The 22,580-nt window shown below is 60.7% G+C and carries 24 protein-coding genes; 10 read left to right on the forward strand and 14 right to left on the reverse strand.

Annotated features, from left to right (window positions below; all coding sequences use genetic code 11):
- Positions 1-147 precede the first annotated feature (147 nt).
- Positions 148-837 carry a glutathione S-transferase family protein gene (locus ASF70_RS11890; protein ID WP_062580247.1) on the forward strand — a complete coding sequence of 230 codons (690 nt, stop codon included), beginning with the start codon at positions 148-150 and terminating at the stop codon, positions 835-837.
- A gap of 81 nt (positions 838-918) precedes the next feature.
- A complete protein-coding gene (gene ndk, locus ASF70_RS11895; RefSeq protein ID WP_062453319.1) occupies positions 919-1,341 on the forward strand; it encodes a nucleoside-diphosphate kinase in 423 nt (140 codons plus the stop codon).
- A gap of 73 nt (positions 1,342-1,414) precedes the next feature.
- On the opposite strand, the gene ASF70_RS11900 is transcribed toward ndk, so the two are convergent.
- Together ASF70_RS11900 and ASF70_RS11905 are read right to left on the reverse strand one after the other, a co-directional pair.
- Positions 1,415-1,930 (reverse strand): hypothetical protein, encoded by a 516-nt coding sequence (locus tag ASF70_RS11900; protein WP_062580249.1) that lies wholly within the window; start codon positions 1,928-1,930, stop codon positions 1,415-1,417.
- Positions 1,930-2,493 carry a CGNR zinc finger domain-containing protein gene (locus ASF70_RS11905; protein ID WP_062579899.1) on the reverse strand — a complete coding sequence of 188 codons (564 nt, stop codon included), beginning with the start codon at positions 2,491-2,493 and terminating at the stop codon, positions 1,930-1,932. The genes ASF70_RS11900 and ASF70_RS11905 overlap by 1 nt, the downstream gene beginning before the upstream one ends.
- 67 nt (positions 2,494-2,560) lie before the next feature.
- On the opposite strand from ASF70_RS11905, the gene ASF70_RS11910 reads away from it, so the two are divergent.
- Entirely contained in the window at positions 2,561-3,457 is an 897-nt protein-coding gene (locus ASF70_RS11910) for a branched-chain amino acid ABC transporter permease (RefSeq protein ID WP_062579901.1), read from the forward strand.
- Between the two features lie 3 nt (positions 3,458-3,460).
- Here the strand turns inward: ASF70_RS11910 and ASF70_RS11915 are convergent, their stop codons facing one another.
- The 4 genes from ASF70_RS11915 to uvrC form a co-directional block, all read right to left on the reverse strand.
- Positions 3,461-3,919: a molybdenum cofactor biosynthesis protein MoaE gene (locus ASF70_RS11915; protein ID WP_062579902.1), complete on the reverse strand. Its 459-nt coding sequence runs from the start codon at positions 3,917-3,919 to the stop codon at positions 3,461-3,463.
- 15 nt (positions 3,920-3,934) lie between these two features.
- Complete coding sequence (moaD, locus tag ASF70_RS11920) at positions 3,935-4,189, reverse strand: molybdopterin converting factor subunit 1 (protein ID WP_062453314.1); 255 nt, start codon at positions 4,187-4,189, stop codon at positions 3,935-3,937.
- The gene (pgsA, locus tag ASF70_RS11925) at positions 4,186-4,776 is read right to left on the reverse strand and encodes a CDP-diacylglycerol--glycerol-3-phosphate 3-phosphatidyltransferase (RefSeq protein ID WP_062453313.1); all 591 of its coding nucleotides are present in this window, start codon (positions 4,774-4,776) and stop codon (positions 4,186-4,188) included. The genes moaD and pgsA overlap by 4 nt, the downstream gene beginning before the upstream one ends.
- Positions 4,777-4,905: 129 nt before the next feature.
- On the reverse strand, positions 4,906-6,960 hold the full coding sequence (gene uvrC / locus ASF70_RS11930; RefSeq protein WP_062579904.1) for an excinuclease ABC subunit UvrC: 2,055 nt from the start codon (positions 6,958-6,960) through the stop codon (positions 4,906-4,908).
- 741 nt (positions 6,961-7,701) lie between these two features.
- Between uvrC and ASF70_RS11935 the strand changes: the two genes are divergently transcribed.
- A complete protein-coding gene (locus ASF70_RS11935) occupies positions 7,702-8,340 on the forward strand; it encodes an outer membrane protein (RefSeq protein ID WP_062453311.1) in 639 nt (212 codons plus the stop codon).
- 100 nt (positions 8,341-8,440) lie between these two features.
- Here ASF70_RS11935 and ASF70_RS11940 read toward each other — a convergent pair whose 3' ends face one another.
- From ASF70_RS11940 to ASF70_RS11955, 4 genes are all read right to left on the reverse strand, one after another.
- A complete protein-coding gene (locus ASF70_RS11940; RefSeq protein ID WP_062579906.1) occupies positions 8,441-9,451 on the reverse strand; it encodes a tripartite tricarboxylate transporter substrate binding protein in 1,011 nt (336 codons plus the stop codon).
- A 181-nt stretch (positions 9,452-9,632) separates the two neighbouring features.
- Complete coding sequence (locus ASF70_RS11945) at positions 9,633-10,229, reverse strand: glutathione S-transferase family protein (RefSeq protein WP_062453309.1); 597 nt, start codon at positions 10,227-10,229, stop codon at positions 9,633-9,635.
- Between the two features lie 57 nt (positions 10,230-10,286).
- Entirely contained in the window at positions 10,287-10,973 is a 687-nt protein-coding gene (locus tag ASF70_RS11950; protein WP_062579908.1) for a ribonuclease, read from the reverse strand.
- Positions 10,974-11,023: 50 nt separating this feature from the next.
- Positions 11,024-11,890 (reverse strand): 23S rRNA (adenine(2030)-N(6))-methyltransferase RlmJ, encoded by an 867-nt coding sequence (locus ASF70_RS11955; protein WP_062579910.1) that lies wholly within the window; start codon positions 11,888-11,890, stop codon positions 11,024-11,026.
- Positions 11,891-11,973: 83 nt separating this feature from the next.
- On the opposite strand from ASF70_RS11955, the gene ASF70_RS11960 reads away from it, so the two are divergent.
- Positions 11,974-14,112: a molybdopterin oxidoreductase family protein gene (locus tag ASF70_RS11960; RefSeq protein ID WP_156461815.1), complete on the forward strand. Its 2,139-nt coding sequence runs from the start codon at positions 11,974-11,976 to the stop codon at positions 14,110-14,112.
- Positions 14,109-14,696, forward strand: coding sequence for an NUDIX domain-containing protein (locus tag ASF70_RS11965; protein ID WP_062579914.1), 588 nt, complete (start codon positions 14,109-14,111; stop codon positions 14,694-14,696). The genes ASF70_RS11960 and ASF70_RS11965 overlap by 4 nt, the downstream gene beginning before the upstream one ends.
- Here the strand turns inward: ASF70_RS11965 and ASF70_RS11970 are convergent.
- Both ASF70_RS11970 and ASF70_RS11975 read right to left on the reverse strand, forming a co-directional pair.
- Entirely contained in the window at positions 14,693-15,124 is a 432-nt protein-coding gene (locus tag ASF70_RS11970; RefSeq protein ID WP_062579916.1) for a type II toxin-antitoxin system VapC family toxin, read from the reverse strand. The genes ASF70_RS11965 and ASF70_RS11970 overlap by 4 nt on opposite strands.
- Entirely contained in the window at positions 15,100-15,375 is a 276-nt protein-coding gene (locus ASF70_RS11975) for a type II toxin-antitoxin system Phd/YefM family antitoxin (protein ID WP_062579918.1), read from the reverse strand. The genes ASF70_RS11970 and ASF70_RS11975 overlap by 25 nt, the downstream gene beginning before the upstream one ends.
- 151 nt (positions 15,376-15,526) lie before the next feature.
- On the opposite strand from ASF70_RS11975, the gene ASF70_RS11980 reads away from it, so the two are divergent.
- Positions 15,527-16,354, forward strand: a complete 828-nt coding sequence (locus ASF70_RS11980; protein WP_062579920.1) for an alpha/beta hydrolase — start codon at positions 15,527-15,529, stop codon at positions 16,352-16,354.
- A 54-nt stretch (positions 16,355-16,408) separates the two neighbouring features.
- Here ASF70_RS11980 and purN read toward each other — a convergent pair whose 3' ends face one another.
- Both purN and purM read right to left on the reverse strand, forming a co-directional pair.
- Entirely contained in the window at positions 16,409-17,047 is a 639-nt protein-coding gene (gene purN, locus ASF70_RS11985; protein WP_062579922.1) for a phosphoribosylglycinamide formyltransferase, read from the reverse strand.
- On the reverse strand, positions 17,044-18,117 hold the full coding sequence (gene purM / locus ASF70_RS11990; RefSeq protein WP_062579924.1) for a phosphoribosylformylglycinamidine cyclo-ligase: 1,074 nt from the start codon (positions 18,115-18,117) through the stop codon (positions 17,044-17,046). Before purM ends, purN begins: the two co-directional genes overlap by 4 nt.
- 248 nt (positions 18,118-18,365) lie before the next feature.
- Here purM and ASF70_RS11995 point away from each other — a divergent pair, with 248 nt between their 5' ends.
- The 3 genes from ASF70_RS11995 (at position 18,366) to ASF70_RS12005 (ending at position 22,573) form a co-directional block, all read left to right on the forward strand.
- Positions 18,366-19,544 carry an AI-2E family transporter gene (locus tag ASF70_RS11995; protein WP_062453299.1) on the forward strand — a complete coding sequence of 393 codons (1,179 nt, stop codon included), beginning with the start codon at positions 18,366-18,368 and terminating at the stop codon, positions 19,542-19,544.
- Between the two features lie 7 nt (positions 19,545-19,551).
- The gene (gene hdaA, locus ASF70_RS12000; protein WP_062579926.1) at positions 19,552-20,259 is read left to right on the forward strand and encodes a DnaA regulatory inactivator HdaA; all 708 of its coding nucleotides are present in this window, start codon (positions 19,552-19,554) and stop codon (positions 20,257-20,259) included.
- A 100-nt stretch (positions 20,260-20,359) separates the two neighbouring features.
- Positions 20,360-22,573 (forward strand): RNA degradosome polyphosphate kinase, encoded by a 2,214-nt coding sequence (locus ASF70_RS12005; protein ID WP_062580250.1) that lies wholly within the window; start codon positions 20,360-20,362, stop codon positions 22,571-22,573.
- Positions 22,574-22,580 lie beyond the last annotated feature (7 nt).

The following is a 22,580-nucleotide window of genomic DNA, read 5'->3' on the forward strand; positions in this document are numbered from 1 at the left end:
ACGTCTCCGGTTGTTCACGTGTAATCATACCGGATTTGTCGGCCAACCCGAGGGGCAGGGGTTGATACCACCCATGAAATTTCCTGACTGGATTTGTGGGGCTTGCCATCCCATCATGTGCGGTGAGTGACAGATCAGGAGCCCATGATGACACGCATTCTCTATTCCCTCTGCGGCGCTGACGCGCACCGGCCATTTTCGCCGCATGCGTGGAAGGTGGTAATGGCGCTCAAGCACAAGGGGCTCGACTACACGGAGCAGCCGACACCGTTTACGCAGATCCCCAACCTGGAGAACGGGTTTTCCAAGACCGTGCCGATCCTGCGGGACGGAAGCGAACTGATCCGTGACAGTTTCGACATCGCGGTCTATCTAGACGAGCGCTATCCCGACCGTCCGACCCTGTTCGGCGGGGAAGGCGGCAAGGCGCTCTCCCGGTTTGTCGAGGGTTTTTCGCAGACGGTGGTACACGGCGCAATCGCAAGGATCGCAATCAAGAGCGTGCACGATACGCTGGGGCCGGCCGACCAGGCCTATTTCCGCAGCAGCCGCGAGGCCATATTCGGCCGGTCGCTGGAAGAGGTCGCCGCCGACCGGCAGAGGGAAATCGACACCTTCGCCGAGAAACTGAAGCCGGTTACGCACACGCTGAAATTCCAGCCTTTCCTTGGCGGCGAGGCGCCGCTGTTTGCCGACTACATTCTCTTCGGCGCGCTGCAGTGGCTGCGGGTGACGGATGGTGCCGACGTGCTGGGCAAGGACGGCCTGCTGGCTTCGTGGTTCGAGCGTCTGCTCGACCTTCATGACAGCGCAGGACGCGTTGTGACGGCTGCGTGAAATTAGGCCCATCCCCCTTGTTTCCGGCGAAAGGGGCGGTTAAACACCGCCCACTTTCCGTGGAAACAAAGGATGAGACCAATGGCGATTGAACGCACGTTTTCGATGATCAAGCCGGACGCAACGAAGCGCAACCTGACCGGCGCCATCACCAAGGTATTTGAAGACAACGGCCTGCGCATCATCGCATCCAAGCGCGTCTGGATGAGCAAGCGCGAAGCTGAAGGCTTCTACGCCGTTCACAAGGAACGTCCTTTCTTCGGCGAACTCGTCGACGGCATGACGTCCGGCCCGACCATCGTTCAGGTTCTCGAAGGCGAAGGCGCCATCCTGAAGAACCGCGAAATCATGGGCGCGACCAACCCGGCCAACGCCGACGAAGGCACGATCCGCAAGCAGTTCGCCCTGTCGATCGGTGAAAATTCGGTTCACGGTTCGGATGCTCCGGAAACCGCTGCCCAGGAAATCGCTTACTGGTTCGCCGAAACCGAAATCGTCGGCTGATTGCTGACGGATCGGTTCGATCTAAAAAAGGCCGGGGCATTCGCTCCGGCCTTTTTTGGTGTTTGCGGCAAGGTCATGGAGTCGCCGGGCAGCCGGTTCGCCCGGAGAAGTCGGTCGAGCCATCGGCCTTGAACATGTCGGGGTTGGGTGTGTAGGCCGGGCCGACGACCAGCGGTGCCGCCGGTATCACAGACTGATCGACATCCGACGTCACGGTGGTTTCGATCACCTGCAGCACCTCGCCGGACGCGCCTCTCAGCGTGATGGCCACGCGGTAGGGCCTGTCCTTCCGGACGCACTGGACGAACGGGCTGGCAAGCGTGAGCACATCGTCGACATCGAGAACTTTCTCTTCGGTGAAAAGCGCCGGTCCGCCCTGCGGATCTTCGAATTCCGCTCTAGCGCGGCTTTCCTTAGGGGTGGCGGCGACCTTTCGAAGCGTGACGAGGTAGTTAGCGGTAGCCACCCGGTAGTTGAAGACGAAAATCCGGCCGGACAGTTCGAAATACACACCTTCCGACGGTCGCTGGCAGCCAGTCACAATCAGGCCCATCATGCAGAGCCCGGCTGATATCGCTGCCCTCCACATCATGACGGGTCTCCAGCCGAAGGTCCGCCATCGCGGCTGCGGCGATAGTGGCGGTTCGCCTTCACGCGGTTGCCGCAGACGGTCATGTCGCACCAGCTTCTGCTGCGGTTGCTGCTTCGGTCGATAAACAGCCAGCCGCAATTGCGGCAGCTCTTGAGGCGGGAAATCTGATCGTCGCCAAGAAGCCGCAAGGCCGAGCGAGCGGTGGCAGCCTCGAGCGAGCCGGTGCCGGTTCCGCGCAACGCCACAGCCGCCGCGCCAAGCAGATCCGCCAGTTTGTGCGGGTCATCCTCGCCATCCGCTCGAGCACGGAAATACCGGTCGATCGCCTCCCGAAGCACGAGGAAATCGGCGCGTCTTTCCGCGGCGACTGGCGTCACTTCTCCAAACAACGCCCGCTCCGCCGAGAATTCTCCGGCCGCCTCGGGAAAGGCATCCATCTGCTGCGGAGAGGCGAAGCGATCAATGCGGCGTGACGGATCGATGCGCAGTATGACGCTGTTGGCGACATCGAGCGCCAAGGCGCCACCGACGAAACGATGCGGGGTCCAGGTGAAATCCATCCCAGAATTATAACTGGTGTAACGCGGTTTACCAGTTATATTCGTGTCATCCTTTTGGGGTTTGCCGATGGCCTATCTGCTCCAGCAATTGGCGAATGCTGTGCCGCTGTCGGTACTCTACGCAACGCTTGCCTTCGGCTACGTGATCGGCTTTGCGCTGACGAAGCGCGCAGACATCGCCTATGGCACCATCTTTGCTTTTTCCGGCCATCTCTACGTGTTGTTCGCGCAGCTCGGCTGGGACGAGTTCTGGCTTGTCCTGCCGGCGGCACTGGCGATGGGGGCGGGCGCGGCGATCGTCGGCGGCGTCGCGACCGGGATCGTGGTCGGCGGGCTGACCCTGCGGTTGATCGAAAGGCATGCGCGCAACGCGCCGATCGTCGCCGCGCTGGGCGTGCTGCTGGTGCTGATGGAGGGCGCTCGGCTTGCCTCCGGCTCCCGGGAGATCTGGCTGTCGCCGTTTCTGAACCGTGCCGTTCCGCTCTGGGCGGGTCACAGTTTCGCAATAACCCTGACGCTGATCCAGTTGCTTAATACCGGCCTGATGCTGGCAATGATCGCGGCCGGCTGGCTGGTAATTGATCATACAAGCCTCGGGCGCATCTGGCGGGCGGTGGCCGACGACAAGATTGTGGCCCAACTCTGCGGCATCAGTTCCCGTCTGGTATTCGTCCTCGCCTACGCGGCAGCATCTCTGTACGCCTCCGTCGCAGGCGTGTTGGCGACCTCGTATTACGGAACGATGGACTTCGGCGCCGGGTTGCTGATCAGCATCAAGCTCGTCCTGATTGCTGCAGCCGGAGGCCATTCGCATCCGCTGCGGTCGGCAGCCGGTGCCGCCGCTGTCGGTTTCGCCGAAACACTGTGGAGCGGTTACGGTCCGATCCTGTGGCGGGATTTCGCCATCGGCCTGGTGCTGGTTGCGGTTCTTGTCATCAGCCGGCGGGAAAGGGTGGTCCTGTAAACCTCAGCGCCAACGGTCGCGTGCGGTATCGTCGGCGTCTTTGGCATCGACCCAGGACCGGGGCGAACCATCAGCCGCGTGTTCCTTTTTCCAGAACGGCGCCGATGTCTTCAGAAAATCCATTACGAAATTGGCGCCGTCGAAGGCTGCCTGGCGATGCGAGGCGACGGCAATGACCAGGACGATGTTGGCCCCGGGGGCAATCTTGCCGTAGCGGTGGATGGCGGTCAGTCCGAGAAGCGAAAAGCGGTCGATGGCAAGGAGGGCGATGCGGTTCATCTCGGCTTCTGCCATGCCCGGATAATGCTCGAGCTCCAGCGCCGAGAGCGCTCCCTGCTCGTCGCGGCAAAGACCGCTAAAGCTGACCACCGCGCCGATATCCATGCGGCCGGCAGTGAGGAGATCGATCTCCGATTGCAGATCGAAATCGTCGGTCTGGACGCGGATCGTGGGCATCGTCATCAGATTGTCTTCCGTTTACCCGCCTGTCATTGGGGGGAAAATGCCGATCTCTCGTGCTCCGGCGATCTTTTCAAAATGCTCCACATGCTCCTGGTCAATCGCGACGCGAATGACCTCGGGATATTGCAGCGCGTTCTCGTATTCCTCGCCGAGCGTCTTCAGGTGATTGAGGAGATCACGCGCGGTAACGACCTCAGGCGGCAGGTCGAGATCCTCCTCGGTCTTGCCGATTCTCTCGCGCACCCAGGCGAAATAGACGAGTTTTGTCATCCCTCGTCATCCACGAGATGCTTGAGACCGGCGCGGAAATAGTCGTAGCCGCTGTAGAAGGTGAGGGCCGCGGCGACCCAGAGAAGGCCGATGCCGATCTGCGTCGTGAACGGCAGGAACTTGTCGCCGGCAGGTCCGGCCAGCAGGAACGCGATCGACACCATCTGGATCGTCGTCTTCCACTTGGCGATGCGGGTCACCGGCACCGAGACCTTGAGCGCCGCCAGATATTCACGCAGGCCCGAGACGAGAATTTCGCGGCAGAGAATCGTGATTGCAGCCCACAGCGACCAGCCGGCAATCGTCTGGTCGGCAGCAAGCAGCAGAAGCACGGCGGCAACCAGAAGCTTGTCGGCGATCGGATCCAGCATGCGGCCGATATTCGAGGTCTGGTTCCAGATACGGGCCAGATAGCCATCCAGATAGTCGGTCAGCGACGCCACGACGAAGATCCAGAATCCGGCCCAGCGGGCAAAATCCGAACTTTCCAGCTTTCCTTCGATGAAGAAGCACAGAACGATCACCGGTACGGCAAGGATGCGCGCATAGGTCAGAAGATTGGGAATGTTGTACGCGCGGGAAGCCATGATGGACCTGTGCTTGAGGGTTGCCTCTAGTTGAGGTTTCGAGACGCCAGCGTCAACAGTTTTCGCGGCTTTTTTACAGTTGGTTGAGATGCATACGCTGTTTTGATGACCCATGCATGTCGTTCATCGTCATCCACTTCGGCTCTCGTGGAAGTGATTATAGACCTGTTTGGCCACCGCTTCGGAAATTCCTTCGACCGCCATCAGATCGTTGAGACCTGCGCGGGACACGGCCTTTGCGGTGCCGAAATGCTGCAGCAGCTTGCGCTTTCGGCCCGGCCCGATGCCGGCGATTTCGTCGAGCGGGTTCTTGATCATCTCCTTTTTGCGCCGGGCCCGGTGCGAGCCGATCGCGAACCGGTGCGCTTCGTCGCGCATGCGCTGGACGAAGTAGAGGACGGGATCGCGTGGCGGCAGAGAAAAATCGCTGCGGCCATCGGCAAAGAAGCGTTCGCGGCCGGCATCGCGGTCGACACCTTTGGCCACCCCGATCGCCGTCACCACGTCTCGGATGCCAAGTTCGTCGAGGATGGTGCGCACAGCCGTCATCTGGCCCTGGCCGCCATCAATCAGGATGACATCGGGCCATGCCGGAAACGCGGCATCGTTGATGTCATCGCTGGTCGCCTCGACGGGTTTCGGCGTCGAGATGCTGCGATCAGGAATGCCTTCTTCCTTGATCAGTCGCGAGAAGCGCCGGGTCATGACCTCTCGCATCATGCCGAAGTCGTCGCCGGGGGTGATGTCGGTTGATTTGATGTTGAACTTGCGGTACTGGCCCTTCACAAATCCTTCCGGACCCGCGACGACCATGCCGCCGACGGCATTGGTGCCCATCATATGCGAGTTATCGTAGATCTCGATGCGCCGGGGCTGGTAGGGCAGGCTGAAAGTTTCGGCGAGACCCTTGAGAAGGCGCGCCTGCGACGATGTTTCGGCCAGCTTGCGGCCATGTGCTTCGCGCGCATTGGCAGCGACGTGATCGACGAGATCGCGCTTTTCGCCACGCTGCGGCACCAGGATCGAGACCTTGTGTCCCGCCTTTTCGGAAAACGCGAGCGCCAGCAGTTCCTGCTCCTCGACCGTTTCCGACAGCAGGATCTGCTTGGGAACCGGCTTGTCGTCATAGAACTGCGCGAGAAACGCGTTGAGGACTTCCGCTCCCGCCATCTGCGGATCGGCCTTCGGGAAATAGGCGCGGTTGCCCCAGTTCTGGCCGGTGCGGAAGAAGAACACCTGGATGCAGGTAAGCCCGCCTTCGTGTTGGATGGCGAAGATATCGGCTTCCTCGACGCCGGCCGGATTGATGCCCTGGTGGCTCTGGACGTGGCTGAGCGCTGCCAGCCGATCGCGATAGATTGCGGCGCGCTCGAAATCCATGTCTTCGGAGGCTTCCGACATCTGCCTGGCGATGACGGTCTTCACGTTCTGGCTCTGGCCCGAAAGAAAGTCCGAGGCTTCCTTGACGAGCTCGGCATAGCCCTCGTCGCTGACTTCATGGGTGCAGGGGCCGGAACAGCGTTTGATCTGATAAAGAAGACAGGGACGCGTGCGGCTCTCGAACACGCTGTCTGTGCAGGTGCGCAGCAGGAACGCACGCTGTAGCGAGTTGATCGTGCGGCCAACGGCAGACGCCGATGCGAACGGTCCGAAATACTGGCCTTTGCGGGCGCGGGCGCCTCTGTGTTTCATCAGGGCAGGGGCACGGTGATCGCCGCTGATGAGAATGTATGGGAACGACTTGTCGTCGCGCAGCAGAACGTTGAACCGCGGACGTAACCGCTTGATGAGGTTCGCTTCAAGCAGCAGCGCCTCGGTCTCCGTCCGCGTCGTGACGAATTCCATATGCGTGGTTTCGCGCACCATGCGGGTGAGGCGGTTGGAATGCAGTCGGCCCTGCGCATAATTGCTGACGCGTTTCTTGAGGCTCTTCGCCTTGCCGACATACATCACGTCGCCGGCCTCGTTGAACATCCGGTAGACGCCCGGCGCGTTCGGAAGGTGCTTGACGAACTCGGCGATCAGGTCGGCGCCCTTGAGGCCCGTGTCGTGGCGGACAGCCTCGTTCCAGTCGATGGACGTGGTGATAGCCGCAGCGACCGCTTCCGGTGCCAGGGCATCGTCGTCGTCTTCTTCGTTTCCGTCATAAAGAACGCCGCCATCGGGCACATTCTTCGCGTTCATCGCATGTCTCCGCCGGCAGAATCAGTTCAGACGACTATTTCTGCGGGCTCATCTCGTCTTTGTGATCATCCAACCCGAAGAAATCGGCGACTCGGGGCTGAAGCTGTTCACCAACAGATAGTGTTTTGCCGGCAGCTTTGGAAGCGTGCCACCACGCCTGCATTTCTCTCTCAGCAAACGTGCTCGCGGGGTCCTGGAAGCGAATACGGCAGGAATTCGGCCTCGTTTCGACCGGAAATGACGATTTGCAAGTAGGAGTTCTGCAGGATGCTGTGATGGCGTTGATGCGTTGCTCGGCTAAATTTGAGTTAAACTCGAATAAAGGAGGCTAAATCTCGCGCCTCTCGGAGTCGTGATATGTGTCGAGGCTGTTTGACAGCGTTTGTTCGCAATGTTAAGAAACGATCAAGAAATGTAAAATGCTCTATAGTGCGATTAACGTCTGATTATCCTTAACGATATACCTGTGGCGATGAAGCAACATCGAAATTTAGCCGTCTAGCTGCCACAAACAATTCACATTTCGGCTCTTTCAATTCCTCAATTGCCCCCCAAATTCGTCCTCAGCCAGCAGGGAACAAAGCTGTCGTCAACTCTGTTGATGTGACACTTGCCCGGCAGCCTACAGCGCCGATACCCGAAAGGGTGCGCAGGGACGTTGTAGCAATTAGGAATACTCGTGTCGGACCTTCCGAAACCCGAAGTGGTTTTTGAGCCGATGCGCCAAACGGAGAAAAAGGTATGCGTATTCTCGTCGCGACTCTGATGGCCTCGGCTGCCAGCTTTATTGCAATTTCCTCGGCCAGCGCTGCTGACGCCGTCGACCAGATCCCTGCAGCTCCTATGGCTGTTGAAGAAGTCGCACCGGCCGCTACGTGGCAGGGCTTCTACCTCGGCGCCACCGGTTCCTACGACTGGGGCCGTTTCGGCGGTGGCGACTACAATGCCAAGGGTGCAGGCGGCGGTGCTTATACCGGTTACAACTGGCAGAGCGGCCAGGTTGTGTACGGTATCGAAGCTGACGTCGGCTACAACGGCCAGGACGGCAGAACGTCCGGCGGTTACCGTGGCGAAGCTGGCTGGGACGGTTCGGTCCGCGGCCGCGTCGGTTACGACCTCAACCCCTTCCTGATCTACGGTACGGCTGGTGTCGCGCTGCAGAACAACGAACTCAAGGATGCAACGTCGTCTGACGACAAGACATCCGTTGGTTACACGGTCGGCGTCGGTGCTGAAGCATTCGTCACCAGCAACATCACGACCCGTATCGAATACCGCTACACGGACTTCGCAGCCAAGGACTACAGCCTCGACAGCGGCAACGTCTCCAAGGGCTTCGACGATCACAGCGTTAAGGTCGGTATCGGCGTAAAGTTCTAATAAGAACAACAAAAAGCCGGGAGCGTTTCCCGGCTTCTCATCTAAAAGCCCGTTGTCACCAACGGGCTTTTTTATGCGTGGTTTTCGGTCGGTATAAAGGTCAGTCCATCTGGATATTGGCGTTCTTGACGACCGGGGTCCATTTTGCGAGTTCGGCTGTCACGTGTTTGCCGAGTTCCTCCGGGGTAGACCCGACGATCTTGGCGCTGAAATCCTTCATCCTCGCGACAACTGCCGGGTCCTGTAGCGCCTTGTTGGCGGCGTCGTTCAGTTTTGCGACCACTTCAGGCGGCGTGCCGGCCGGTGCGAACAGGGCGTTCCAGGTGTAGGTCTCGTAACCCGGTACCGTCTCGGCAATCGTCGGCACGTCCGGGAAAGAAGCTGCCCGCTCGGCAGTGGTGACGCCCAGTGCCTTCAGAGTTCCCGCCTTGATATGCGGAGACGAGGAGGGCAGGTTGTCGAACATGATCGAGATCTGGTTGCCGATCAGGTCGTTGAGGGCAGGACCCGCGCCCTTGTATGGGACATGCTCCATCTTGACGCCGGTCATCGCCTTGAACAATTCGCCCGAGAGATGCAGCGGCGTGCCGTTGCCAGACGACGCGTAAGAATATTTCTCCGGCTCCTTCTTGAGGAGCTCCACCAGTTCCGCCACCGTGTTGACCGGCAGTTTCGGATTGATGACCAGAACGTTCGGCACGATGACCAGTAGCGAGACGGGCGCAAAATCCTTCTCGGGGTCGTAGGGCTTCTGCTTCAGGATCAGCGGGTTGAGCGCGTGGGTCGCAACCGTGCCCATCAGGATTGTGTAACCGTCCGGCTCCGCACGCGCGACGCGGTCAGCCCCGAGATTGCCGCCGGCACCGGCGACGTTTTCAACCACGATCTGCTGGCCGAGGATATCGCCCATCTTCTGCGCCACGACTCGACCGACAACATCCGTCGATCCGCCGGCTGCAAACGGCACGACGAGGGTGATCGTCTGGTCGGGAAACGACTGGGCCGCAGCCCCGGTGGCTGAAAGTCCCAGTGACATCAGGGACAGGGCCGAGCCTGCAAGGACTACGGAAAGGCGCAGGGCGGTTCGCCGCGTCAACGCTGATCGCTTCATGAAATTCCTCCGAATTGCTTCAAACGGCCTCCCGCCGTTCTCGTCATAGTAGCGGAGGAAAACCGGAGGGCAAGCGTTTCAATTGCTTGTGCAAATGGGAGAAGGTCTCGAACGACCGGCAGGTTGTGCCGGGATCCGCGGCAACCCAAGAGTTCTAGGGCGGCCGCGGACCTCATTCGGTTCAGGCGTAGGGCTTCATTTCCATATAGGCCGGAAAGCGCTTGGAGAACGTGTCAGGCCAGGAGGCGAGTTCCGGACGACCTTCGGCCCACTGGCCGTTAAAGCGCAGGTCGAGATAACCGATCATAGCGGCAAGCGCGAAATGGCCACCATGCAGCTTCTTGCCGGTCTTCGGCAGGTTCTTTTCCAGATAGTCCAGCCCGCGCACCACCTTGTCCCACTGCTTGTCGATCCAGGGCTGGTGGACCTTTTCCTCCTCGCGCGAGCGACGCTCGTAGACGATCGCGAGAAGGCTATCGGTAATGCCGTCGCAGAGCGCTTCGAGCACTTCCGCCTCGGTCCGCTTCACGTCCTTCTTCGGGTAAAGCTTGCCGCCGGAGTGACGATCGAGGAAGTGCATGATCGCGACGCTGTCATAGACCGGCGGCTCGTTCTTGCGGATCAGAACCGGGATCTTCCCGAGCGGATTGTTGTCGATGAGTTCGGGAGGCGCCGCATTCGTGTCGGTCTTTTCTTCGGTCACGTCGAGACCGAGATGGCGGGCGGCCATGCGAACTTTGACGGAGTAGGGCGAGGCCGGGGAGTGGAGGATCTTCATCGGTATGTCCTTGTTCTGATATCGAGGGCCGCTGGTGTCATCTTGAGCAAGCGGATTTCAGCGGGCCGGAGGAAGCGTAACCTGGCCAATCCGGCAGCCTCGGCGGTCGACCTCCGCGCAATCGCGAAACTGTAGATCCTTGCTACGGCAGATACGAATTTCATCGAGCTTTTCGCCCTCACAGCTCGCAGCGATACCGCGGCGGGAAAGACCCGGGTTGGCGGAAATGAAGGCCTGCTCGATGGCATCTGGGGAAAGCTTAAGCGGGCTTTGCCCGCCAGCAAGGTCCGCCGGAAGTTTGACGTGCTCAAAAGCCTTGCGGACAGTGTCGAAATAGGTTGGCTGGTCGAGGCCGGTGCAGCTTCCATGCTTGCGCCACTGGTGACCGATCAGGCCCATCGACGGCATGATGTCGAACAGTTTCTCACCAAGCTGGCGCGGCACGCGATCGGGTTCCGACGATCGGCAGAAATCCGGAAAACCGGTTTCGTATTGCGGCCAGAGCCCGTGTACGACGAAGCGGAAACGTTTGTCGGTGCCGCATTGCTGCCGGTTTCGGCCTCCGTCATCGGACGCGCAGAAGGTCGGCGACCAGGACAGGGAGAGGACGTAGAAATCGAAAGCGCCCGCACGGTCCTCGGAGCCTTGCTGGCTCCGGTTGCGCTGCCGATCCTGCGCCGTCGACGCAGTAGTGAAGGCGAGAAGGACGACGAGGCCTGCAAGGGCGGCGAACAAGCGTTTCATGGTGGGCGGCCTCCAGTCGCGCCGCACCATGAAAGGGATGCGCCGACGGGTCAAGCCTCGGCGTCGGTGTGTTCACCTCTTATCCAGAAGCATCGCTGCGAGGCGTAACGATCCTGTGCCAGCGCCGTCTTAATCGCGGGCAGGATCGTATGCAGCTCATCCTTGAGCGTGAAAGGCGGGTTGACGATGACGAGGCCCGAGCCGTTTAGGCCGACAAGATCGCGGTCGCTTTTCACGGTCAGCTCGACGCAGAGCATTTTGGGGATATCCAGCGCGTTCAGCTGCTCGTGGAAGTCCTTGATCGGCGCGCCCTTCTTCATCGGGTACCAAAGGCAATAGGTACCGCCGGAGAACTTGCGATAGGCATTGGCGAGACCCCTGACCATCCGGTCGTATTCGCCTTCTTCCTCGAAGGGCGGATCGATCAGCACGATGCCGCGCTTTTCCTTCGGCGGCAGATGCGCACCGAGCGCCAGCCAGCCGTCGAGTTCGGTCACACGTGCCTGGTAGTCGCCTTCGAACAGGCGCGACAGGCGGGCAAAATCTTCCGGGTGCAGTTCCATTGCCGAGAGACGGTCCTGCGGGCGAAACAGCATGCGCGCGAGTTTCGGCGAGCCGGGATAGAACTTGACGCCACCCTTCGGGTTCAGTTCCTTCACGGCACCGAGATAGGGCGCAAGGATTTCGGCCACTTCGGGAGAAAACTCGGCATCGACCAGCTTGCCGATGCCGTCGAGCCATTCGCCGGTCTTCTGCGCTTCTTCGGAGGATAAGTCGTAAAGCCCGATGCCCGCATGCGTATCGAGGAAGCGGAACGCCTTGTCCTTGTTCTGTGCATAAAGAACGAGCCGCGACAGGACGGCGTGCTTGAGGACGTCGGCGAAATTGCCTGCGTGGTAGATGTGCCGATAGTTCATCTCAGCTTGTGTCTCGCTTGAATAAAATTGATGCGCTGCAAATGGCCCTTTTTGCAGCCGTCGCCATGCCATATAGAAAAGCCATGAACGTTGCGACCCCCATTCCCGAAAGCCCCGTCGTCGGTCACACTTCCGTCGGCCATACCGTCTGTCCGCATGACTGTCCGAGCGCCTGCGCGCTGGATGTCGATCTGACCGCGGATGGCAGGATCGGTCGTGTCCGCGGCTCGTCCGACAACAGCTACACGGCCGGCGTCATCTGCGCCAAGGTCGCGCGCTATACCGAGCGCATCTATCATCCCGGCCGCCTGATGGTGCCACAGCGCCGCATGGGTGCCAAGGGCGAAGGGCTCTGGCAGGAAATCTCCTGGGAAGCGGCGCTTGACGAGATCGCCGACGCTTTCGTCAAGGCCGAAGCGAAGCACGGGTCCGAAGCGGTCTGGCCCTATTTCTACGCGGGAACGATGGGGCAGGTGCAGCGCGATTCGATCGAGCGCCTTCGCCATGCCAAGAAATATTCCGGCTTCATGGGCACAATCTGCACCAACATGGCCTGGACCGGCTATGTGATGGGCACCGGCGCCCTGCGCGGCCCCGATCCGCGCGAGATCGCGAAATCCGATTGCGTCGTGATCTGGGGCACCAACGCCGTCTCCACCCAGGTCAATGTGATGACCCATGCGATAAAGGCCCGCAAACAGCGCGGCGCCAAGATCGTCGTCATCGACATCTACGACAATCCGACGATGAAGCAGGCCGACGTCAAGCTGGTGCTGCGCCCCGGCACCGATGCAGCACTCGCCTGCGCCGTGATGCATGTCGCCTTCCGTGACGGCTATGCCGACCGCGCCTATATGGCGAAATATGCCGATGATCCGGCTGGCCTCGAAGCGCATCTGAAAAGCCGCACGCCGGAATGGGCGTCGGCGATCACAGGCCTCGCCGTCGAGGAAATCGAGGGGTTCGCCAGGCTCGTCGGCACCACGCCGAAGAGCTTCTTCCGGTTGGGCTACGGCTTCTCCCGTCAGCGCAACGGTACGGCGGCGATGCACGCGGCGCTGTCGATCGCGACCGTGCTTGGCTCCTGGCGACACGAAGGCGGCGGCGCCTTCCACAACAACGGCGAGATATATCGATTCAACAAGGCCGAGCTGATGGGCACGGCCTACAAGGATCCGGACATCCGCATGCTCGACCAGTCGCAGATCGGCCGTGTGCTGACCGGCGACGCGGAAGCGCTGCGTCATCGCGGACCGGTGACGGCGCTGTTGATCCAGAACACCAATCCGATGAATATTGCGCCGGAACAGCGCCTCGTGCGCGAAGGTTTTTTGCGCGACGATCTTTTCACCGCCGTCCACGAGCAGTTCATGACCGATACGGCAAAGGTTGCCGATATCGTTCTGCCCGCGACCATGTTCCTTGAGCATGACGACCTTTATCGCGGCGGCGGGCATCAGCATATCCTGCTCGGCCCGAAACTGGTCGAACCGCCGGCAACGGTGCGCACCAACCTTTTCGTCATCGAGGAACTGGCCAAGCGTCTTGGCGTCGACGGGTTCGCCGGCTTCGGCATGGACGAACGCACCCATATCGATCGTATCCTGACTGCCAGCGGCTGGGGTTCCTATGACGCGCTGAAGGCCGACAAGTGGATTGATGCGCAGCCGGATTTCGACACCGCGCATTACATCAACGGGTTCGGCTACCCGGACGGCAAATTCCGCTTCAGTCCCGACTGGATCAACGGCCCATCGCCGGATCGGACGCCCGACAGCGTCGGCCCGCTCGGGCCACACGCACAGTTGCCGCGTTTTCCCGATCATGTCGATGTGATTGAGACGGCCGACGCCGAGCATCCGTTCCGCCTCGCGACCTCGCCGTCGCGCAGCTTCCTCAATTCATCCTTTGCCGAGACCAGAAGCTCGGTGGAGAAGGAAGGGCGGCCGGACGTGATGATCGATCCGACCGACGCCGCAGGTCTCGGCATCGTCGACGGCGATATCGTGACGCTCGGCAACCGTCGGGGCGAGATCCGTCTGCATGCGAGACTCGTGGCCGGCGCAAAACCCGGCGTGCTGATCGCCGAAGGACTGTGGCCCAACGACGCGCATCTCGACGGCGAGGGGATCAACGTCCTCACCGGCGCCGATCCGGTGGCGCCTTTCGGAGGTGCTGCCGTGCACGACAACAAGGTCTGGCTACGCAGGGAAATCGCATGAGCGACGTGAATGACCGGGTGAAGATCGTCAGCGATACGACGCTGTCGCAGGGCTGGACGCGGCTTTCCGATTATCAACTCGACTATACTGATCGCAACGGCGAGACGCAGCGGATCAAGCGCGAGGTTTTCCATCGCACGCCGGCCGCCTGCATCCTGCTACATGACCGCGAACGCGATATCGTCGTCCTCGTCAAACAGTTCCGGCTGCCCGCGCATCTCATCGGCGAGCCGTCCTTCATGATCGAGGTCCCGGCCGGCCTTCTTGATGGCGAAGACGCCGAAGACGCGATCCGCCGCGAGGCGATGGAGGAGACCGGCTACCGGATCCGCGACGTGCGTTTCGTCTTCAAGGCACTGACGTCGCCGGGCTCCGTGACCGAGGTCATCCACTTCTTCCACGCCTCGATTGATCTTTCCGACCGGATCAACGAGGGTGGCGGGCTCGCCGACGAGCACGAGGATATAGAAGTGCTGGAGTTTCCGCTCGACAAGGCCGTCACGATGATCGCTGACGGCGAGATCATCGATGCCAAGACTATCATGCTGCTGCAGTGGGCCGTGCTTAACCGGGCGGCGCTTTAGGCCCGCACGAGGCTGCACCCGGCCGACCGGGCTGCCGCGATCAACTGCTTGTCGAGCGTTGCGAGTTCGAGGTTTTGCTCGAGCGACAGCGCAAGATAGGCTGCGTCGTAGGCGGATAGCTGGTAACGGGCTATCAGCTCGAGGATACGCCCGTCCTCTTGCCCTGTGACGGTCGTGATTTCCAGCTCTCGCAAGCGTGTCATCGATGTAGCAACATCTTCCAAGACGATCCGCTTCCTTCGGGCGGCGATAGTCAGCAGGCTGCGCATTTCGTGCCAGAAAAGGTCAGGCACAACCGCGCCCAACGCCACTGAGACTTTCAAGACATGGTTCGAATATGGATTGGCCTCATCAGCTATGAACCAGCCGGCTGCAACCGAGGCATCAACCACGAAAGTCTGCACTAACGCCGACCTTCTTTTTTCCATTCGTCGATTTCTTCGGCAGTGGCGGACATTCGAGCGTCGCGCTCAGATATGATCGTCTCAATAAGGGCCCGCCGCCGCGCGAGTTGTTCTTCGGTGAACTCAGCACTCATACCGGGCGTGGCCGCGATCGGGCTGAGCCGCGCGACCGGTGTTTCGCCACGCGCAATCACCACCTCCTGGCCGGCTTCGACGAGGGGCAGGAGCTCGGAAAGTTCGGTTTTCGCATCACCCAGCTTGACCGTGATCGTCATCTCACACCTCCGGTTCAATCCAAGGTAGTCCGCGCCAAGCCGGTCGTCAAATGGCTGGTCGTTGGGAGGGATGCATCGCTTCCATGTCGGGGAACAATTGCCAGAGACCTCCCGTTAGACTGGTTCCATTGCCAGAAGAAGGGATGCAAAGATGACCATGATCACCACCCGCGACGGAACGCAGCTTTATGTCAAGGACTGGGGTCCGAAGACCGGCCGTCCCGTTATCATGATGCACGGTTGGCCGCTGACGTCGGACACCTGGGACGACTTCGCGGTGGTGGCAGCAAACGCCGGTTTCCGCGCCATTTCCTATGACCGACGCGGGTTCGGCCGCTCCGAGCAGCCGTGGGACGGTTATGAGTACGATACGCTGGCCGACGATCTTGCCGATGTCATCGAGGCGACCGGCGCGCAGGATGCAGCACTGTTCGGCTTTTCCATGGGCGGTGGCGAGGTTGCCCGCTATATGTCGCGCCACGGTGGCAAGGGCGTTTCCAAGGCCGCGCTGATCGCGTCGGTCGTGCCCTATATGGCGCAGACGCCCGACAACCCTGATGGTGTGCCGCAGTCGGTGTTCGACGAGATGACGGCCGGCATGAAGGAAGACCGGGCGCATTTCTTCCACGGCTTTTTGAAAAGCTTCTACGGCGTCGGCGTGTTCACCGGGTCGGTGAGCGAAGCCGTGCTCGACTGGTCGTTCCAGCAGACGATGATGGCGGGTCTTTGGCCAACGCTTGCTTGCGCAAAGGCCTTCTCCTCGACGGATTTCCGTCCGGACCTGCCGAGCTTCAAGGTGCCGACGCTGATCATCCACGGAACAGGCGACCAGACCGTGCCGATCGAGACGTCCGGCCGTGCCGCCGCTGCCGCGGTCCCCGGCGCGACGCTGATCGAATACGACGGCGCGCCCCACGGGCTGTTTGCCTCGAACAAGCAGCAGCTGACGGACGACCTGATGGCGTTCCTGCGTAGCTAAGTGATGAACGCTGCACGCCGGATGGGTATCGCCGGCGTGCGGCGCGGAAGTGTACTAACCCTCTGGGTCGAATTTTGCCCTGCCGGCCTTGAGACTGACGCCTCCCGTTGCCAGAAGCGCAAGCGCTTCCGGGTAAAGCCGGTGTTCGACGGTCAGTACCCGTGCGGCGAGCGTATCAGGCGTGTCGTCGATATGAACGGGCACGCAGTCCTGCGCGACAATCGGGCCTTCGTCCATGCCTTCGGTCACGAAATGCACAGTGCAACCGGCGACCCTCATCCCGGCATCGAGCGCGCGCTGATGCGTGTGCAAGCCCGGAAACAACGGCAGGATTGATGGGTGGATGTTGAGCATCCGGCCCTCGTAGCGGGAAATGAACTCTCCCGAAATCAGCCGCATATAACCCGCAAGACAGATAATATCCGGTTGGATATCCGCGAGCGTCTCGAGAATAGCCGCCTCGTGTTCGGCCTTGCCGGCAAAGGACCTGCGCTCGAATGCGAGCGTCAGGATGCCCCGCGCCTGAGCTTTGGCAAGCCCGCCGGCTTGCGGTTTGTCGGAGATGACGGCAACGATTTCGGCCGGGAAGCCTGGATCTTCACAGGCGTCCGCCAGCGACAGCATGTTGGAGCCGCCGCCGGAAATAAACACGACGACGCGCTTCTTCTGCACGCTGGCGAGTGCTTCGCTCATAGACCGAGCGTGCCCTTGTAGACGACGCCTGCTTCGCCTTCTGCACGGTCGATCATGCGGCCGAGCGGGACGACGATTTCGCCTTCGCGGGTGAGCACATCCGTCACCGTCTGCGCATTCTCAGCCGAAACGACGACGATCATGCCGATGCCGCAGTTGAACGTGCGCAGCATTTCCTTCGGCTCCACGCCGCCGGTCTTTGCCAGCCACGAGAACACGGGCGGAACAGGGATCGAGTCGAGATCGACTTCGGCCGCCAGGTTCTTCGGCAGCACGCGCGGAATGTTGTCGGGAAAGCCGCCGCCAGTGATGTGGGCAAGCGCCTTCAGGGCGCCGGTTTCGCGGATCGCCTTCAGCAGCGGCTTCACATAGATGCGGGTCGGCGTCAAAAGCGCTTCGCCGAGCGACTTGCCGTCGAAGAACGGCGCAGGCGCGTCCCAGCCGAGGCCGGAGATCGAGACGATCTTGCGCACCAGCGAGAAACCGTTGGAATGCACGCCCGAGGAGGTCAGGCCGAGAATGACGTCGCCGGCGGCCAGGTCGCCGACCGGTAGAAGCTGGCCACGTTCGGCTGCACCCACGGCAAAGCCGGCAAGGTCGTAGTCGCCATCGGAATACATGCCCGGCATTTCCGCCGTCTCGCCGCCGATCAGCGCGCAGCCTGCATCCACGCAGCCCGCAGCGATGCCCTTGACGATGGCAGCGCCCTGGTCCGGATCAAGCTTGCCGGTGGCAAAGTAGTCAAGAAACAGCAGCGGCTCTGCGCCCTGCACGACGAGGTCGTTGACGCACATGGCGACAAGATCGATGCCGACGGTGTCGTGGAAATTGGCATCGATCGCGATTTTCAGCTTGGTGCCGACGCCGTCATTGGCAGCCACCAGGATCGGATCGGTAAATCCTGCTGCTTTCAGGTCGAACAGGCCGCCGAAGCCACCGATTTCGCCGTCTGCGCCGGGACGGCGGGTTGAGCGTACCGCCGGCTTGATCTTCTCGACCATCAGGTTGCCCGCGTCGATATCGACGCCGGCATCGCTATAGGTGAGACCGTTCTTGCCCGTCTCGCTCATCGTAATTCTCCGTTGGGACATGCCGCGCGAACCGAAGATCGAGACCTTTCGGCGTGGTGCGGCTGCGCAAAAATCTCCGGCCCGCCATTGCATGACAAGGCGGAGGATGCAAGCAGAAGCGTGGGCTTTCAAGGCTTTTCACAGGCCCGGCCTCTGGCGACGCGGCGAAGTCGATGCCGATCTTGACCTTACCCGGTCCGGGCTCATATGCGTGATACCGGGAATGCAGTGCAAAAAAGGACGTAAAGATGCCCTATCATATCAGCGGAGCGAGCCTTCGCCGCCATGTCTTCTTCTGGGCAGCCGTTCTTTTCATCTTCGCGCTGTTTCTGTGGTTTTTCAGCTCCATCCTTCTTCCCTTCGTCGCAGGCATGGCGCTCGCCTATTTCCTCGATCCTGTCGCAGACTGGCTGCAGCGCCGCGGACTAAGCCGGATGATGGCTTCCGTGCTAATCCTGGTCTCGTTCGTCACGGTGTTCGCGCTGTCGCTGATGCTGGTCATCCCGATCATCGTCACCCAGTTCACCCAGTTCGCCGCCGCTTTGCCCGGTTACATCACCCAGTTGCAGCAGATCATTTCCAACCCGGAGAACTCGTTCCTGCCGAGCTGGGTCTCCAGCCAGATCGAGACCGTCAAACAGAATTTCTCCGAAGTGCTGAGCCAGGGCGCCGGTTTCATCGGTACCCTGTTTGCGCAGATCTGGAACTCCGGCAAGGCGATCGTGGACGTCGTGTCGCTTCTGATCGTTACCCCGGTCGTCGCCTTCTATCTGCTGCTCGACTGGGACCGGATGGTATCGAAGGTCGATAGCTGGATCCCGCGCGATCAGGTCCAGACGGTGCGCGATATCGCCCGCGACATGGATGGATCCGTCGCCGGCTTTATTCGCGGGCAGGGATCGCTCTGCCTCATCCTCGGCATCTACTATGCCGTCGGTCTGTCGCTGGTGGGCCTGAATTTCGGCCTGCTGATCGGCTTCGTCGCCGGCATGATCTCGTTTATTCCCTATATCGGCTCGATGATCGGTCTGATCATGGCGATCGGTGTGGCGCTCGTACAGTTCTGGCCGGACTATCTGTGGATCATGGCGGTCGCTGCCGTGTTCTTTTCCGGCCAGTTCCTGGAAGGCAATATCCTGCAGCCGAAGCTGGTCGGCGAAAGCGTTGGTCTGCATCCGGTCTGGCTGATGTTTGCGCTGTTTGCCTTCGGTGCCATGTTCGGCTTTGTCGGTCTTCTTCTGGCCGTGCCCGCAGCGGCAGTCGTCGGCGTGCTTGTCCGCTTCGCGATCTCACGGTATCTTGACAGCGATCTCTATTACGGCCGATCGGTAGATCTGCCGTGGGAAGGGGCGCCACAGGCCGTGGTCAATGAAAATACCGGCATGCAGCGTCTCGATGCTCCCAAGAGCGACCAGAAAGACATCTGAAAAGCGAATGACCGGATCGAGCGAACGCGACCAGCGCAGAAGCGAACAGCTTCCGCTGCAATTCACCCATGATTCCGCGCAGAGCCGGGATGATCTCCTGGTCTCCGAACGGCTGGCCGCCGCGGTCTCGATCGTCGATGAATGGCCGGCTTGGCCATCGCCGGTCGTGATCCTTGCGGGTCCCGTCGGTTCCGGCAAGTCGCATCTCGCCTATATCTGGCGGGAGCGGGCAGGGGCTGCCGAGATCCAGCCGATCGCGGGTTCGAATGCAGCAACTGTCGCAGCGGACGGCCCGGTGCTGTTTGAGGACGCCGATCGGCGCGACTTCGACGAGACGACGCTTTTCCACGTCATCAATGCCGTGCGCCAGAATGGCCGCACTTTGTTGATGACATCGCGGCTGTGGCCGATGTCCTGGTCCGTGACGCTGCCGGACCTCAAATCACGGCTGAAGGCTGCAACCGTGGTGGAAATCGGCGAGCCCGATGAGGAATTGCTGGCCCAGGTGATGGTAAAACTGTTTGCCGATCGTCAGCTTTATATTGATGACAAACTTCTCAGTTACATCGTCACCAGGATGGAGCGATCTTTGGGCGCTGCGCAGACCATCGTCGACCGGCTTGACCGGTTGGCATTGGCGCGCGGGACCCGGATCACCCGTCCTCTGGCAACCGAAGTCCTCAAGGATTTCGGCAGTGCCGGACCGAATGATTAGCAACGTCTGCGCCGGCAATTGACTATGACTGTCGCGTCGTCAAACGTATCGTACGGCCCCACGCATACCGGTTATGGGGCTGGCTCTGGGATGGATGAAGATGGAATCGATGACGACCGAGATTGAGCAGCCCAAAAAGGGCGAGGCAGCCAGCAGGGACGAAGCGGTGGATATGGGTGAGGCGCTGCTTTCCAGCCCCGAGCGGTTCATCAACCGCGAGTTTTCCTGGCTGCAGTTCAACCGCCGCGTTCTCGAGGAAACGCTGAACGCGTCGCATCCGCTTCTGGAGCGCATCCGCTTCCTGTCGATCTCGGCTGCAAACCTCGACGAATTCTTTATGGTGCGCGTTGCCGGTCTCGAGGGGCAGGTCCGCCAGGGCATCGTCATCAAGAGCCCCGATGGCAAGACGCCGGCAGAACAGCTGGATGCGATCCTGCAGGAAATCGACAATCTGCAGATGGAGCAGCAGGCTTCGCTCGCCGTGCTACAGCAGTATCTGGCGCAGGAAGAGATTTTGATCGTCCGTCCGGCAGCGCTTTCGGACGAAGACCGTAACTGGCTGTCCGGGACGTTCGACGACGAGCTGTTCCCGATCCTGACACCGCTTTCGATCGATCCGGCGCATCCGTTCCCGTTCATCCCCAATCTTGGCTTCTCGATGGGGCTGCAATTGCACAGCCTGAACGGCAAGGAGCCGATGACGGGTCTTCTGCGCCTGCCGACGACGCTTGACCGCTTCATCCGTCTGCCCGACGACGCAAACACGATCCGCTACATCACGCTAGAAGATGCGGTCGCCATGTTTACCGACCGGCTTTTCCCCGGTTACGAGGTCAAGGGCGGCGGTACGTTCCGCATCATCCGCGACAGCGATCTCGAAGTCGAGGAAGAAGCCGAAGATCTGGTCCGCTTCTTCGAGACGGCGCTCAAGCGCCGCCGTCGCGGCAAGGTCATCCGCATCGAAACCGATTCGGAAATGCCGGCGGAACTGCGCCAGTTCGTGGTGCAGGAACTCGGCGTTCCGGACAACCGCGTCGCGGTCTTGCCGGGTCTTCTGGCACTCAACACGCTGTCGGAAATCACCAAGGCGCCGCGCGACGATCTGCGGTTCGAAAGCTACAACGCCCGATTTCCCGAACGCGTCCGCGAACACGCCGGAGACTGCCTCGCCGCCATCCGCGAAAAGGACATGGTGGTCCACCACCCGTACGAGAGTTTCGACGTTGTGGTGCAGTTTCTTCTTCAGGCAGCACGCGACCCCGACGTCCTCGCCATCAAGCAGACCCTCTACAGAACCTCCAACGACAGCCCCATCGTCCGAGCCCTGATCGATGCGGCCGAGGCCGGCAAGTCGGTGACGGCGCTGGTCGAGTTGAAGGCACGCTTCGACGAAGAGGCCAACATCCGCTGGGCGCGGGACCTGGAGCGCGCTGGCGTGCAGGTCGTGTTCGGCTTTATCGAGCTCAAGACACATTCGAAAATGTCGATGGTGGTGCGCCGTGAGGACGGCAAGCTGAGAACCTACTGCCACCTTGGTACCGGCAACTACCATCCCATCACCGCAAAGATCTACACGGACCTTTCCTTCTTCACCTGCAACCCGAAGATCGCCCACGACATGGCGAATATCTTCAACTTTATCACCGGTTACGGCGAGCCGAAGGAAAGCACCAAGATCGCCATGTCGCCCTACACGCTGCGACCGCGCATTCTCAAACACATCGAAGAAGAGATCGCGCACGCGAAGGCGGGAGCTCCGGCCGCGATCTGGATGAAGATGAATTCACTGGTCGATCCCGAGATTATCGACGCGCTCTATCGCGCCAGCCGCGCCGGCGTCGAAATCGATCTGGTCATCCGCGGCATCTGCTGCCTGCGCCCGCAGGTGCCGGGTCTTTCCGACAATATCCGCGTCAAATCGATCGTCGGGCGCTTCCTCGAACACAGCCGCATCTTCTGCTTCGGCAACGGTTACGGCCTGCCTTCGGACAAGGCTCTGCTCTACATCGGGTCCGCCGACATGATGCCCCGAAACCTCGATCGCCGCGTCGAAACGCTGGTGCCGCTGCTCAATCCGACCGTGCACGAGCAGGTTCTTTCACAGATCATGCTGGGCAATCTCATTGACAATCAACAGAGCTACGAGATATTGGCGGACGGTACGTCAAGGCGCATGGAAGTGCGCAAGGGTGAAGAACCGTTCAACGCGCAGCATTATTTCATGACCAATCCTAGCCTCTCGGGGCGTGGTGAAGCCCTGAAATCCAGCGCTCCGAAACTGATTGCCGGCGTCATGTCCGGACGCAAAAAGTAGCCGGCAA

It is taken from the genome of Rhizobium sp. Leaf321 (assembly GCF_001423215.1).
GTDB lineage: Bacteria > Pseudomonadota > Alphaproteobacteria > Rhizobiales > Rhizobiaceae > Neorhizobium > Neorhizobium soli.